This is a genomic window from Streptomyces sp. NPDC044063, assembly GCF_056434285.1.
Genome location: NZ_JBWKFM010000016.1, coordinates 132,549 through 146,412 on the forward strand (window position 1 = coordinate 132,549; position 13,864 = coordinate 146,412).

7 protein-coding genes are annotated in these 13,864 nt (G+C 72.7%); 4 read left to right on the forward strand and 3 right to left on the reverse strand.

All coding sequences use genetic code 11. The annotated features are described in order from the left end of the window. Window positions 1-66: 66 nt before the first annotated feature. Both AC07BS_RS21055 and AC07BS_RS21060 read right to left on the reverse strand, forming a co-directional pair. Window positions 67-381 carry a hypothetical protein gene (locus AC07BS_RS21055; RefSeq protein WP_478933761.1) on the reverse strand — a complete coding sequence of 105 codons (315 nt, stop codon included), beginning with the start codon at window positions 379-381 and terminating at the stop codon, window positions 67-69. Between the two features lie 183 nt (window positions 382-564). Next, on the reverse strand, window positions 565-2,106 hold the full coding sequence (locus tag AC07BS_RS21060) for an isocitrate lyase/phosphoenolpyruvate mutase family protein (protein ID WP_478933763.1): 1,542 nt from the start codon (window positions 2,104-2,106) through the stop codon (window positions 565-567). Between the two features lie 65 nt (window positions 2,107-2,171). Between AC07BS_RS21060 and AC07BS_RS21065 the strand changes: the two genes are divergently transcribed. Continuing rightward, window positions 2,172-2,873 carry an ArsR/SmtB family transcription factor gene (locus AC07BS_RS21065; RefSeq protein ID WP_478933764.1) on the forward strand — a complete coding sequence of 234 codons (702 nt, stop codon included), beginning with the start codon at window positions 2,172-2,174 and terminating at the stop codon, window positions 2,871-2,873. Between the two features lie 19 nt (window positions 2,874-2,892). Here AC07BS_RS21065 and AC07BS_RS21070 read toward each other — a convergent pair whose 3' ends face one another. Further along, a complete protein-coding gene (locus AC07BS_RS21070) occupies window positions 2,893-3,279 on the reverse strand; it encodes a VOC family protein (protein ID WP_478637654.1) in 387 nt (128 codons plus the stop codon). 226 nt (window positions 3,280-3,505) lie between these two features. Between AC07BS_RS21070 and AC07BS_RS21075 the strand changes: the two genes are divergently transcribed. The 3 genes from AC07BS_RS21075 to AC07BS_RS21085 all read left to right on the forward strand — a co-directional run bounded on the left by AC07BS_RS21075 (window position 3,506) and on the right by AC07BS_RS21085 (window position 13,838). Then, the gene (locus AC07BS_RS21075; protein ID WP_478933767.1) at window positions 3,506-5,299 is read left to right on the forward strand and encodes an AfsR/SARP family transcriptional regulator; all 1,794 of its coding nucleotides are present in this window, start codon (window positions 3,506-3,508) and stop codon (window positions 5,297-5,299) included. Next, entirely contained in the window at window positions 5,181-5,588 is a 408-nt protein-coding gene (locus AC07BS_RS21080; protein WP_478933798.1) for a PPOX class F420-dependent oxidoreductase, read from the forward strand. Before AC07BS_RS21075 ends, AC07BS_RS21080 begins: the two co-directional genes overlap by 119 nt. A 195-nt stretch (window positions 5,589-5,783) precedes the next feature. Then, complete coding sequence (locus tag AC07BS_RS21085) at window positions 5,784-13,838, forward strand: SDR family NAD(P)-dependent oxidoreductase (RefSeq protein ID WP_478933768.1); 8,055 nt, start codon at window positions 5,784-5,786, stop codon at window positions 13,836-13,838. The last annotated feature ends 26 nt before the right edge of the window (window positions 13,839-13,864 follow it).

Consider the following 13,864-nt stretch of genomic DNA (forward strand, 5'->3'; position numbering starts at 1 on the left):
CGATGCGGCCCGCCGGGCAGGCGGGGCGCACCGCTACGGGAGTGAGCCGGGCCGACCCCAGCCTCCTCAGCCTCCGCCTGTGTCGTAAGGCGGCGACGGCCGGTTCCGGACGGCGTCGGATCGGCCGACGATCTGCCGAAGTTCGCGGGCGCTTCGAGGGGAAATGGCCTGCATCACGGTGTCGAGGAGAGCGCGGGCTTCCAGCGGGTTGCCGCAGCAGTACCAGTGGACGTTGCCCCACTCGTCGTCGTGCCACAGCCGACGCTCGGGCTGGTGGACGTAGTCCCTCCACAAACGCAGGGCCACGTTGACGTCCCCTGGCCGCAGATAGTTACGGGTGCGCTCGAGGCGGGAGATCTCGGACTGCGCACGTGAGGACAAGCCGTCGATGACAGGCTGCGCTTCTTGTGTCCGGTGCCGGGTGAAGCCGGCCCGGAGATGTCCGGGCCGGTTACGCGGCATGGACCTTTCGGTTCGTCGTCATGCCGCGCATGATGCCACGAGCTCGAACGACAGATCGAGTGATTTCGCTCCGGGCGGGATGCGGCCGGCATGCGAGCGAGGTCAGGACGTCTCGTCCGGCACTGCCAGCGCCTGCACCTCCGGGTAGGAGAGGGCCGAAAGGCCTGCCGGCCAGCCGTCGCGGATGGCGGTCGCGGTGGTCACGGCCGCCGCCAAGGCGCTGCGATAGAGCAGCGAGCCGAGGCTGACCCTGCGCACGCCCAGCTCGGCCAGCTCGCTGAGGGAAGGGCCGGTCGGCGAGTACAGGACGTTCAGCGGGACGACGAGCATGGCCGTCAGAGCGGCGATCCGGTCGGGATCGGTCAGACCCGGTACGAACACCCCGTCCGCACCGGCCTGCTCGTACACCGCCAGGCGCGCCGCCGTCTCCTCCTCCCGGCATCCGAGCCAGTACGTGTCGGTGCGGGCGTTCACGAACAGCTCGGGTACGGCGGCCTTGACGGCGGCGATCTTCGCGGCGTGCAGATCCACCGGGGCGAGCGTGCCGTCCGGGCGGCCGTCCTCGAGATTGATCCCCGCCGCGCCCGCTTCGTACAGCCTCCGGGCCAGTACCGCCACTTCCAGCGGGTCGTCGCTGAAGCCGGCTTCGACGTCGACGGTGAACAGGAAGGATCCCCGACCGAGCCGACGGGCCAGCTCCACGGTCATCTCAGCGGTCGCGGCTGCCCCGTCCGGCAGACCGGCGGCCGCTGCCACGCCCAGGCTCGTGGTGCCGATGGCCTGGAAACCCTGCTCCGCGAGGGCCGCCGCGGAGGCGTGGTCCCAGGCGTTGGGCAGCAGCAGTGGTGCGGCCCGGTGGTGCAGGGCGGCGAAGTCGGTCGGCGGGCGCCGGCGCAGACCCTCGGCCAGGGCCAGGGCGTGAGCACGACCAGGGCATACGCGCGGCGGTGCGCCGAAGGAGAGGGGTACGGGGTGTGCGCGATGGGCGGAGTCGAGGTCCAGGAGCACCACGTCGCCCTCGGCGATCTCACGATCGGCGACGCGGGTGGCACGGGCGGCGACCCGGCGCATGGTCCGCACCGGCGACGCCTCCCGGAGCACGCGGGCCAGCGGTACATCGCCCTCGGCCGCGGCCTCCACCAGCGCCGCCGTCGCCGCGCAGGCCTGCACCAGCAGCCCGATACGGTTGGCGGCGGCCTCCAGAGCGGCTTCGTCCGCCCCCTCGGGGGCCAGACGCGCCATCAGCCAGGCCACCGCCTCGTCCGCGGCCGGGTCCTCGCCCCCGAAGTAGGCCCCGGCCACCACGGTCACCGCCTCGGCGACCGCATCGGGCTCCGGTATCCCCAGGGCCTCGGCGAGGATACGCACCACCCGCGGACGTACGTCCCCCGCCGGTGCCTCCACCGCCGCCCGTCGCAGCGCGGCGGGGTCCACCCTGGACAGATCGGCCTCCACCAGAGCCCGCCGCCGTCGATGCCGCTCACCGGAGCTGAACCGGACCACGGTGGCACGCAACCACGCGACACTCGCCCCGGCGGTACCGCCCTCCGAGGCCGGCAGCTCGGGGACGAGAGCCGGGTCGGCGAGCGCGGCCAGCACGTCCTCATGGCGGTCGAATCCATGCGTCGTGATCATGTTCGTCATGGCCCTGACCCTAGGGCCGCGACAGTTCGGCTGTCCCCGAACCATGCCTACGGCATCATGGCCGCATGCCTCAACCGCCTCAGCTCGCCCGGACCGCCACCCTGTTCGCCGACCGTACGCGGGCCGCCTTCTGCCTGGCCCTGCTCGACGGACGCGCCTGGACGGCGGGCGAGCTCGCCCGGCACGCGGGGGTACGGCCCTCCACCGCGAGCGAGCAGCTCTCCCGCCTCATCGAGGGCGGACTGCTGACCGAGGAACGCCAGGGCCGGCACCGCTACGTCCGGTTGGCGGGCCCCGAGGTAGCCACCCTGATCGAATCGCTCGCCTCGTACGCCACGAGCACCACGCGCGCCTCGGACACCCCGCCCCCGCGGAACCTGCGGGAATCGGTGCGGCTGAGCGCCGAAGCCCAGGCCCGTACCTGCTACGACCATTTGGCCGGGCGACTGGGTGTGACCCTGGCCGACGCGATGATCGCCCGAGGCCTGGTCGCCGCCGAGGACGGCCTCGCCGTCACCCCGGAAGGCCGTACATGGCTGGCCGACACCCTGGACTTCACGCGCCCGCCAGGCACCCGCCGGCCCCTGGTGCGCAGCTGCCTGGACTGGACGGAACGCCGCCCCCACCTCGCCGGAGCACTGGGCGCGGCCTTGTGCGCCACGGCGCTGGAACGGCAGTGGGTACGGCGAGTGGGATCCGGACGCGCGGTGAAGGTGACACCGGAAGGGACCGAGGCGTTCGGGGAACTGCTGGGAGCGACGGTCTAGCAGCGCCCCGGACGGCGCCTTACCCACCGTGCATGATCTGGATCAGATTGCCGCAGGTGTCGTCGAAAACCGCCGTGGTGACCGTGTCCATCTCCAGAGGCACCTGGGTGAAGACGACCCCGAGCTCACGCAGCCGGTCGAACTCCGCCTGTACGTCGTCCACGGCGAAGGAGGCGGCCGGGATGCCGTCCTGGACCAGGGCCGTCTTGTACGGCTGCACCGCGGGGTGGCCGGAGGGCTCCAGCAGCAGCTCGGTCCCGTCGGGCGCCTCGGGGGACACCACGGTCAGCCACCGGGCCGGACCCAGCGGGATGTCGTGCTTCTTCACGAATCCCAGCACGTCGGTGTAGAAGCGCAGGGCTTTGTCCTGGTCGTCGACGAAGACGCTGGTGATGTAGATCTTCATGGGGTGCTCTCCGATGCATCGGCGTCGCGGTCTCCGTCAGTACCTGCGGTTGTACCTGGTCGCGCGAGGAGTGGAGGCAACACCACGCGGTAGGTACGGCTAGCGGGGTGACGGCGTGTACCCACTCCTCGCGCGCAGGGCGGACCGATGGGTCGCGGTAGCCGGGTCGAGCGCGGATATTGGCTTCGTCACGCGGTCGACGAGGGAGAGCACGGTGGAGATAAGGGTGTTGGGGCCGTTGGAGGTCCTGGCGGAGGGCCGTCCCGTAAAGCTGCCCGGCGGCCGTGCGCGGATCGTCCTCGCCGTGCTGGCGCTGCACGTGGGCAGAACAGTGTCGGTCGACCGGCTGATCGAAGCCGCCTGGGGAGAGGACGCTCCGGCCACGGCCCGCGCCCAGGTCCAGGCGCTGGTCTCCGCACTGCGCCGCTCCCTGGCCGCCGCCACTCACCCCGAGGCCCTCGAGACCCACGACGGAGGCTACGCGCTCCGCGCGGATGGCGTCGCCACCGATCTCGCGTCGTTCACCGGTCGGATACGGCAGGGCCGAGCCGCGGCCGCCGCAGGCCGCCACAGTGAGGCGGCGGGCCTGTTCCGGTCCGCTCTCGCCCTGTGGCGAGGCCCGGCCTTCGACGGGTTCTCCTCCCGGCTGCTGCGGGCGGAGGCCGCTCAGTACGAGGAGACGCGGCTGGCGGTCCTCGAAGAGTGCATAGGCATCGAACTCGACGGCGGCGGCCTGCCGACGCCCCACCGGGACCTGATCGCCGAGCTGCGCGCCCTCACCGCGGCTCATCCGTTACGGGAGTCCGCGCAGCGGTTGTGGATGATCGCACTGCACCGGGCCGGGCGCCCCGCCGAAGCCCTGACCGTCTTCCACGAGGCCAGAAGAGCGCTCGCCGACGAACTGGGGGTCGAGCCGGGCCAGGCCCTGCGAGCCCTCTACCAGCAGATCCTCACCGAAGACCCCGGCCTGGCGCCGGATGAGGCCGGCCCTTCGCCGCACGGTGGCTCTCTCGCGTCGCGCTGTGCCCTGTTCGGCCGTGAGCGGGACCTCACCGGGCTCGCGCGGCTGGTTGCCGAGCGGCGCATGGTCACGCTGACCGGTCCGCCGGGCGTCGGCAAGACGCAGCTGGCTCTGGCCGTGGCCGCGGAAACGGCCAGGCGCCTGCCCGACGGCGCGTACGTCGTGGAACTGGACGCCGTGACCGGACCCGAACTGGTACCGAGCGCCGTCGCGGCCGCCCTCGGGATTCCGGCCGGCCCGGGCAGACCCGTCGTGGACGCGCTCTGCGGCGCCCTGGCGCCACGGCACGCCCTGCTCGTCCTGGACAACTGCGAGCACCTGCTCGGCGCCTGCGCCGAGCTGACCGATCTTCTCCTGACCCGATGTCCCCGGCTCCACGTCCTGGCCACCAGCCGCGAACCACTGGCACTGCCGGACGAGGTGATCCGGCCCGTCGAGCCACTGGACGTGCCTACGGACGACACCGTGGAGGCGGTCCTGCGATCGCCGGCCGGGCGCATGTTCCTCGACCGCGCGGCCGCGCGCCGCCCCGGATTCGCCGTGACGGACGCGGCACAGGCGGAGCGGATCGCCCGCATCTGCCGTGCTGTGGAGGGGCTGCCCCTCGCCGTGGAACTGGTCGCGGCACAACTGCGTACGTACGCACTGGGAGAGATCGCGGCACGACTCCCTCAGCGAACCCGGACGCTGTCACGCCGCCGGGCCACCCCCGAGCGCCACCGTTCCCTCGAAGCGGCGTTCACCGCCTTCCGGGTCCGGGCAGAGGCGACGCCGTTCATGCCCGGCCGCTCCGAACGTGTTCGATGCCTCGCATCCGGGCAGGAGTCCGGCCATGGTCAAGCTGCCGAACGCCGTACGTCTGAGGATCGAAGCGCCGCACATCTGGTACGTAGGAACGGTCAATCGGGACGGCTCTCCGCACGTGAGCCCCATGTGGGTGGGGCTCGATGGGGACCTGGTCCTGTTCAACACCGCCGTGGGTCGCGTCAAGGAGCGTAACCTGCGTCGCGACCCGCGCGTGTGCCTGTCCCATGCGGATCCGGCCGATCCCTACGACCGCGTTCAGATCCGTGGCCGTGTCGTCCGGTTCGTGGAGGGCCCGGCGGCGGACCGGAACATGGACGAGCTGGCGGGCGTCTATCTGGGCACCGAACGGTTCGAGTGGGGCGTTCCCGGTGAACAGCGGGTCATCGTACTGATCGAGCCCACGCGTGTCCGTCGCGTGGTGGGTGTCGAGCCGTTTTCGCCCGGGGCGTCCGGAGCCCGGGCGCCGGAGAGTGGCGCGTAGACGCCGGAGTCGTCCGGAGGCGACCAGGGTCGGAGGAATACCGGCACCGAGCGCGGCAGAACCCGAACCGGCCGAAGGCCGTCTGTAGCCTGTCGTCGTGGCGCCGGGGGGCGCCGTGATGTCAACGAGTGGCCTCCGGGCGAGGAGTTCGTGGAACAGGGCTGTCCTGCTCGCCCGGGGCCGAGGGGGTTGGGGATGACGGCGGTCCGCCACGATTTGATCCGCGCGTTACCGGAGATTCTGGAGACGCGGGCGGCACGGTCGGGAGGAAAGGCTGTCTTCCGCGACGCGCGGCGAGGCGTCACGTATCAGGAGCTGGAGGAGCGGACCCGTCGTCTGGCCGGCCACCTCGCGCGGCTTGGCGTACGCAGGGGCGAGCGCGTGGCGCTCCTGCTCGGCAACCGGGTGGAGACGGCGGAGAGCTTCTTCGCGGTCCTGCGGGCGGGAGCGGTGGGCGTTCCGCTCGATCCCGGAGCCGCGGACGCCGAGCTCGCGTACTTCCTCGACGACAGCGGGGCGGTCGCGGTGATCACGGAGGAGGCGCTGCTGCCACGGATCGAACGGCTTGCGGCCGCCCGGCCACCATTACGGTCCCGGATCCTGGTGGTGGACGCGGGGGCGGGCACACGCACAGACGCGCACGACTTCGAGCGGCTCGCCGCGTCGGACCCCGGACGCGCGCCCCGCGACGACCTCGGCCTCGACGAGGCGGCCTGGATCCTCTACACCTCGGGCACCACGGGGCGGAGCAAGGGCGTGCTCTCCAGCCAGCGCACCGCCCTGTGGTCCGTGGCGGCGGCCTACGCCCCGTTGTGGGGCCTGGAGCCGCAGGACCGGCTGCTGTGGCCGCTGCCCATGTTCCACGCCTACGCCCACTCGTTGTGCTTGCTGGGCGTCGTGGCCGTGGGCGCGAGCGCGTACCTCCTCGACCGGGGTGCGAGCGTCGCGGAGGCACTCGCCGACCAGCGGCCGACCGTCGTCGCCGGCGTGCCCGCCACCTACCGCCTGCTCACGGGCGCGCTCCGCGACGAACGCTCCCGGCCGCCGGCCGGCGTACGTCTGTGCGTCACCGCGGGCGCACCATGCCCTCCGGAGCTGCGGGCGGACGTGGAGGAGCTGCTGGGCGCTCCGCTGCTCGACGGCTACGGCAGTACCGAGACGTGCGGGAAGATCACGGTCGATCGGCTCGGTGACGCGGGCGGAGCCGGCCCCCGCGGCGTTCCGGTGCCCGGCGTCGACGTGCGGCTGACCGATCCCGTCAACAGCGGCGGCGACGTCGCCGACGGGGACGAAGGGGAAATCTGGGTCCGAGGCCCGAACCTGATGCTCGGATACCACGACCGCCCGGACGACACCGCGCGGGCGTTCAAGGACGGCTGGTACCGCACAGGAGACCTCGGCCGCCGCGTCCAGCACGGCGGTCTGCGCGTCACCGGCCGCGTCAAGGAGCTGATCATCCGGGGCGGCGAGAACATCAACCCGGTCGAGGTGGAGCACGTACTGCTCGCCTGCCCCGGCGTCGTGGACGCGGCGGTCGTCGGTAAGCCGCACGATGTGCTGGGCGAGGTGCCGGTGGCGTTCGTGGTCGCCGACCAGCGGCAGGGTGCCGACCAGCGGCAGGGTATCGACACCGACCGGGTGCGCGACCTGTGCCGGGAGCGGCTGTCGGGCTTCAAGGTGCCGGACGAGGTGTACGAGGCCGACTCCGTGCCCCGTACCCCCTCCGGCAAGATCGACAGACTCGCCTTGACCCGCCGGCTCGCCGAACGGCTCGGGTCGGCACGCGAAGCGACCACCTCCACCCTGCGCGGGCGCCTGATGGCACTGACCCCGTCCGGGCGGTACGACGCCGTGCTGCGGCTCGTCCTCGCCGCGACGACGTACGCGAGCGGCGTGCCGGAGCGGGGCCTGGAGTCGGGCCTGGAGTCGGGCCTGGAGTCGGGCCTGGGGTCGGGCCTGGAGTCGGACGTGGACCCGAACCGGCCCTTCACCACCTTCGGGATCACGTCCCTCGCGGGCGTTCTGCTCCGCGACCGACTCGGCACGGCCAGCGGACTGGAGCTGCCCGCCACCTTGGTGTTCGACCACCCGACACCCGCCGCCGCGGCGGCCTACCTGCAGACCGTGCTGCTGGGTAATACGGCCCCGGGCAGTCGTACCAGCAGGGCGGACAGGCCGTCTCCGGTCGAGACGGAACCGGTGGCCATCGTCGCGATGGCCTGCCGGTACCCGGGCGGTGTGACGTCCCCCGAGGACCTGTGGCAACTCGTCATGAACGGAGTCGACGCGACCTCGGACGCGCCCGGCGACCGTGGCTGGGACCTGCCCGGCCTCGTCGACCCCGACCCCGACCGGCTCGGCGCGTCCGTCACCCGACGCGGCGGCTTCCTGCACGGGGCCGCCGACTTCGACGCGGCCTTCTTCGGGATGTCCCCGCGCGAGGCCCTGGCCACCGACCCGCAGCAGCGCATCCTGCTGGAGGTCACCTGGGAGCTTCTGGAACGGGCCGGCCTCGACCCGGCGGCCCTGCGCGGCAGCGACACCGGCGTCTTCGTCGGCGTGATGCACGACGACTACGCCGGCCGCCTGCTGCACCGCGGCCCGCACGAGCTGGAGGCCCACCTCGCCCTGGGCTCGACGGGCAGCGTGGCCTCGGGCCGTATCGCCTACGTCCTGGACCTGCGCGGACCCGCCGTGACCGTGGACACCGCCTGCTCCTCGTCGCTGGTGGCGATGCACTCGGCCGCACAGGCGCTACGGTCCGGCGAGTGCTCGCTGGCCGTGGCCGGAGGCGTCACCGTGATGGCCACGACAGCACCGTTCGTCGCGTTCAGCAGGCTGCGCGGTCTGGCGCCGGACGGCCGGTGCAAACCGTTCTCGGCCGCGGCCGACGGCACCGGCTGGGCGGAGGGCGCCGGCGTGGTCCTGCTGGAGCGCCTGTCCGACGCCCGGCGCAACGGCCACCCGGTGCTGGCCGTGCTCCGTGGTTCGGCCGTCGCGTCCGACGGCGCGTCCAACGGCCTGACCGCGCCGAGCGGCCCGGCCCAGCAGGAGGTGATCCGCCAGGCCCTGGCAGCCGCCGGGCTCTCCCCGGCCGACATCGACATGGTCGAGACCCACGGCACCGGCACCGCGCTCGGCGACCCCGTGGAGGCCCGGGCCCTGCAGGCCGCGTACGGGAGGGAGCGGCCCGGCGACCGACCGCTGTGGCTCGGGGCGCTCAAATCCAACATCGGGCACACCCAGGCCGCGGCCGGAGTCGGCGGGGTCATCAAGACGATCCTGGCGATGCGTCACGGACGACTGCCACGCATCCTCCACTGCGAGGAGCCGTCACCGCGCGTGGACTGGTCGGAAGGCACGATACGGCTCCTGGCCCATGAGGAGGATTGGCGTCCGGCCCGACCGGGCGACCCGCGCCGGGCGGCGGTCTCCGCGTTCGGCATCGGAGGCACCAACGCCCACGTCATTCTGGAAGAGACACGGGAGGAGCCCGCTGCGGAGGCGACGATCACCTCCCAGCCCTGGAGGGCGACACCTCCGCTGCTGCTGTCGGGCGCGGGCCCGCATGCCTTGCGCGCGCAGGCCGGACAGATGGCGTCCCTGCTGCGGGAACAGCCCCGGCTGTCCTCGCTGGACGCCGCGTTCTCCCTGGCCACGACCCGGGCGGCGCTCACCCACCGGGCGGCTGTGAGCGCCGGGGGCCGGAAGGCGCTGTTGAAGGCTCTCGACGCGTTGGCGGCGACAGGTCGGGGACACGGAAGCACGGAGGTGGGGCGGGGCGCCCCCGCCGGCCAGCGGCTGGCACTGCTGTTCCCGGGCCAGGGCACGCAACGGCCCGGCATGGGCCGGGAGCTGCACAGTACTTTCCCCGCCTTCGCCGACGCCTTCGACGCTCTGTGCGCACGCTTCGACGGTACGGGCGTTCTGGAGCGGCCCCTGCGCACCGTGCTGTGGGCGGACGAGAACACCGACGCCGCCGCACTGCTGGACAGGACCGACTTCGCGCAGGCGGGCCTGTTCGTCTACGAAGTGGCGCTCTTCCGGCTGCTGGAATCCTGGGGAGTACGCGTGGACGCCGTGGCCGGACATTCCGTGGGCGAGCTGGCGGCGGCTCACGTCACGGGCATTCTGCCGGAGTCGGAAGCGGTGGAGCTGGTCGCGGCCCGGGGACGACTGATGCGACAACTGCCCGGCAGTGGCGCCATGGTGGCGCTGGAGGCCACCGAGGAAGAGGTGACGACAGAGCTGGCGGGTCTGACGGACCGGGCGCACCGGGTGGCGATCGCGGCGGTGAACAGTCCACGATCGGTCGTCATCTCTGGAGACGAGGAAGCCGTACGCGCCGTCGCCGCCCGTTTCCAGGGGCGCGGACGCCGCACCACGCGCCTTCGGGCCGGTCATGCTTTCCACTCACCGCTAATGGAACCGATGCTCGCCGAGTTCGGCCGTATCGCCGCAGGTATCACCTACGGAACCCCGCGCATCCCGGTGATATCGACGGTGACCGGCCGCCCGGCCGACGGGGATGATCTGCGCTCGGCGGCGTACTGGGTACGCCAGGCCCGCGACACCGTACGGTTCGGCGATGCCGTGCACCGCCTCGTGCACGACGAGGGCGTGACCGCCTGTATGGAGATGGGCCCCGACACGCAGCTCACGGCGGCCGTCATGAGCGGCGTCGCGGGGGAACGCGGGGGAGTGGTGTGCACGGCCACCGCACGGGCCGGGGCACCGGAGGCGGAATCGGTCCTGGCCGCGCTCGGCCGACTGCACGTGCACGGCCTGCCGGTGGACTGGCGCCAGGTGTACGCGGGCAGCGGCGCCCGGCGGGTGGACCTGCCGACCTACCCCTTCCAACGGCAGCGCTACTGGCTGGAGGACGACACCGAAGCCCTCGCACCGGCCGGCAACGAACACCCCCTGCTGACCGGCACGACGACCAGCGTGCCCGGCACGGAACGCCTGCTGTGCACAGGCCACCTCTCGACCACCGCCCAGCCGTGGCTGTGCGATCACATCATCGCCGGACAGGTCCTCGTACCCGCCGTCGCGTTCGCCGAGATGCTGTTCCACGCGGGCGACGCGTGCGGGCTGGAGGTCGTGGAGGACTTCGCGCTGCTGACTCCGCTGTCACTACCCGACTCCGGTGGCGACGCCCACGTGCAGGTGACCCTCGGCGAAGCGGACGCCTCCGGCCGACGCACCGCCGACATCCACTCCCGCCCACGAGAGGCGGGCCCGCTCGGTACCTGGACGCACCACGGAACGGGCCGGCTCGGCCCGGCCACCGCCCACGGAGACCGTGATCCCGGAGCCGCCGCATGGCCGCCGCCCCCGGGTGCCGTCCCCGTAGACCTCAACGGTGCCTACGACCGCCTGGCCGATGCCGGTTACGCGTACGGCCCTGCTTTCCAGGGCGTCACGGCCGTCTGGCGGGGGCCGGACGAGGAGGTGTTCGCCGAGGTACGACTGCCCGGGGCGGCGAGCCCGGACGCGGGCCGGTACGGTCTTCACCCCGCCCTGCTGGACGCCGCGCTGCACGCGACACTGCTCGCCGCGCCGACCACCGGACCCGCCGGGATGCCCTTCGCCTGGCGCGGCATGCGCCTCTACGCCGTCGGGGCCACGGCGCTGCGCGTCCGCATACGTACCACCGGCCCCGACACGGTCGCGGTGGACATGACCGACCCCGCAGGAAGGCCGGTGGCTCGGGTGGAGTCCTTGACCACCCGACCGGTATCCGTGGAAGGAAGCGCGCCTGGGGATCTGTACGGCCTGCGATGGACCGCCGTTCCGACCGCAGGCGACGGCGACGTGCCGCTCCTCTCCGTAGCGGAAGCCGACGACCTCGGTTTGCGCTCGGTGTTCCCCACCCCGCCGGCCGGAAGAGGGAAAGCCTCGGAGGCAGTGGTGGTCTCCTTCCGCTCCTCGGGTGCCGACCCGGCGGCCGACACACATACCCTGACCGCGCGTGCCCTGGCCGTTCTCCAGACCTACCTGTCCGCACCTGCCGCGCCGGGATCGCGTCTCGTCGTGGTGACCCGCGGCGCCACCTCCGCCGTGCCGGACCTGCCGGCAGCCGCGCTGTGGGGCCTGGTGCGTTCCGCCCAGGCGGAACATCCCGGGCGTCTCATGCTCGTGGACACCGACGGCCGGCCCGAGTCCCTGCGCCTGCTGCCGGCCGCCGTCGCCACCGGCGAACCCCAGCTCTCCCTCGACGAAGGCACCGTACGCGTCCCCCGGCTGGCCGCCACGGACACCCCGCCCGGCGGCGGCTCTCCGATGGAGGGCACAGTCCTGATCACGGGCGGCACCGGAGCCCTCGGTGGCCTGCTGGCCCGGCACCTGGTCACCCGGCACAAGGTCCGCCACCTCGTCCTCGTCAGCCGCCACGGCCTCCGCTCGTCGGCCGCGCGGCGGCTGCGAGCAGAGCTCCAGGACTCCGGCGCCCGCGTGGACGTACTCGCCTGTGACACGGCCGACCGCACCCGGCTGGCCGCCGTCGTCCAGACGTACGCGCACGAGCTGAGCGCCGTCGTGCATGCCGCCGGGGTCCTGGACGACGGCGTGCTGGAGTCCCTGACACCCGAGCGGCTGGCCACGGTGCTGCGGCCGAAGGCGGACGCCGCCTGGAATCTCCACGAGCTGACGAAGCACCTGCCCCTGTCGCACTTCATCCTGTTCTCCTCGGTAGCCGGAGTGCTGGGCACCGCGGGCCAAGCGAACTACGCCGCAGCGAACACCTTCCTGGACGCGCTCGCGTACCACCGCGCCGCCCTCGGCCTGCCGGCGATCTCCCTCGCGTGGGGCCCGTGGGCGGGAGGGGAGGGAATGGCGGCACGCACCGCCGCCCCCGACCGGGCCATGGACGGCGTGCTGCGCGCCGTCTCCCCGGCGCGGGGCCTGGCGCTGTTCGACGCCGCGCTGGGCAGTGACGAACGCGTGCTGGCCCCGCTGCTGCTGGACCGTTCCCGACGGGCGGACACCACCGGGCAGCCGGTACCACCGCCTCTGCGCGGTCTGCTGCGTACGACCCGTCCGGCAGCAGGGACGGGCGACGACGAACGAGGCAGTGAGGCCGGAACAGCCTGGCGCGAACGGCTCACCGCGCTGTCGGCGCCGGACCGGGCATCGGCCTTGCTCGACCTCGTCCGTACGGAGGCCGCCATGGTGCTCGGCCATGCCGACGCGTCCGCCGTGGCGCCCGACCGCCCCTTCACCGAGCTGGGCTTCGACTCCCTGACCGGGGTACTGCTGCGCAACCGCCTCAGCGCGCTCACCGGCCTGCGGCTGCCCGCCACGGTCGTGTTCGACCGACCCGACGCCGCGGCGCTGGCCGGTCACCTCGACACGGAATGGGGCCATGCCTCCCCGCGGGGAACGGCGCGGCCGTCGCAGACCCTTGCCTCCCTCTACCGCCGCGTGTGCGCAACGGGCGACGTCGTGTCGGCGATGCACATGCTGGTGACCGCCTCACTCGCCCTGCCCACGTTCGAGGGCGCCGACAGCACCCGTCACGCCCTCGCACCCCTCAAGCTGGCCGAAGGCACCGCCGCTCCGGCGCTCGTATGCTTCCCCGGCTTCTCTCCCGCTCTCGGCAGGCCCTGGCATGCCACCCTGGCCTCCGCCTTCGACGGCGAGCGGGACGTCCTGGAGATCCAGCACCCGGGCGTCGCGGAAGGGGATGCCGTCCCCCGGGACTGGCAGACCCTCGTGGACCTGCACGCCGATACCGTGCGCACGCACCTCGGCGACCGTCCGTACGCCGTCCTCGGCTCCTCGATGGGAGGCTGTCCCGCGCACTCGGTGGCAGCGCGCCTCGCGGCGACCGGCACACCGCCGCTCGGCCTCGTCCTCATCGACACCTACCACGTCACTCCGGACCTGGAGAACGAGCCGTGGCTGCTCGCCCTGCCCGCCCGTCTCCCGCGGCAGATGGGCGAACGGTTCGACACGGCCGTGGACGACATGTCCATGGCCGCGCTGGGTGCCTACACCCGTATCGCCCGCGGCTGGCAGCCGGAACCGACAGAGGCCCCCACCCTGCTGCTCAGCGCCACCGAACCGCTGCCGACGACCGACGGAAGACCCGAGGAGCGTCGAACGCCCTGGCCGATCCCGCACACCACCATGACCGTTCCCGGCAACCACTGGAGCATGACGGAGGAACACGCGCCCACAACGGCGAAGGCCATCAGAGCCTGGCTCGTCACGATGAGCGATGGAGAGCGCGAGCGCACGCGGTGATCCGAGTATCGGTAGAACGACCGATG

Bases quoted from the DNA above. Each gene is read 5' to 3' on its own strand.
- AC07BS_RS21070 (WP_478637654.1), bottom strand. From the start codon at position 3,279: ATGAAGATCTACATCACCAGCGTCTTCGTCGACGACCAGGACAAAGCC.
- AC07BS_RS21085 (WP_478933768.1), top strand. From the start codon at position 5,784: ATGACGGCGGTCCGCCACGATTTGATCCGCGCGTTACCGGAGATTCTG.
- AC07BS_RS21060 (WP_478933763.1), bottom strand. From the start codon at position 2,106: ATGACGAACATGATCACGACGCATGGATTCGACCGCCATGAGGACGTG.
- AC07BS_RS21065 (WP_478933764.1), top strand. From the start codon at position 2,172: ATGCCTCAACCGCCTCAGCTCGCCCGGACCGCCACCCTGTTCGCCGAC.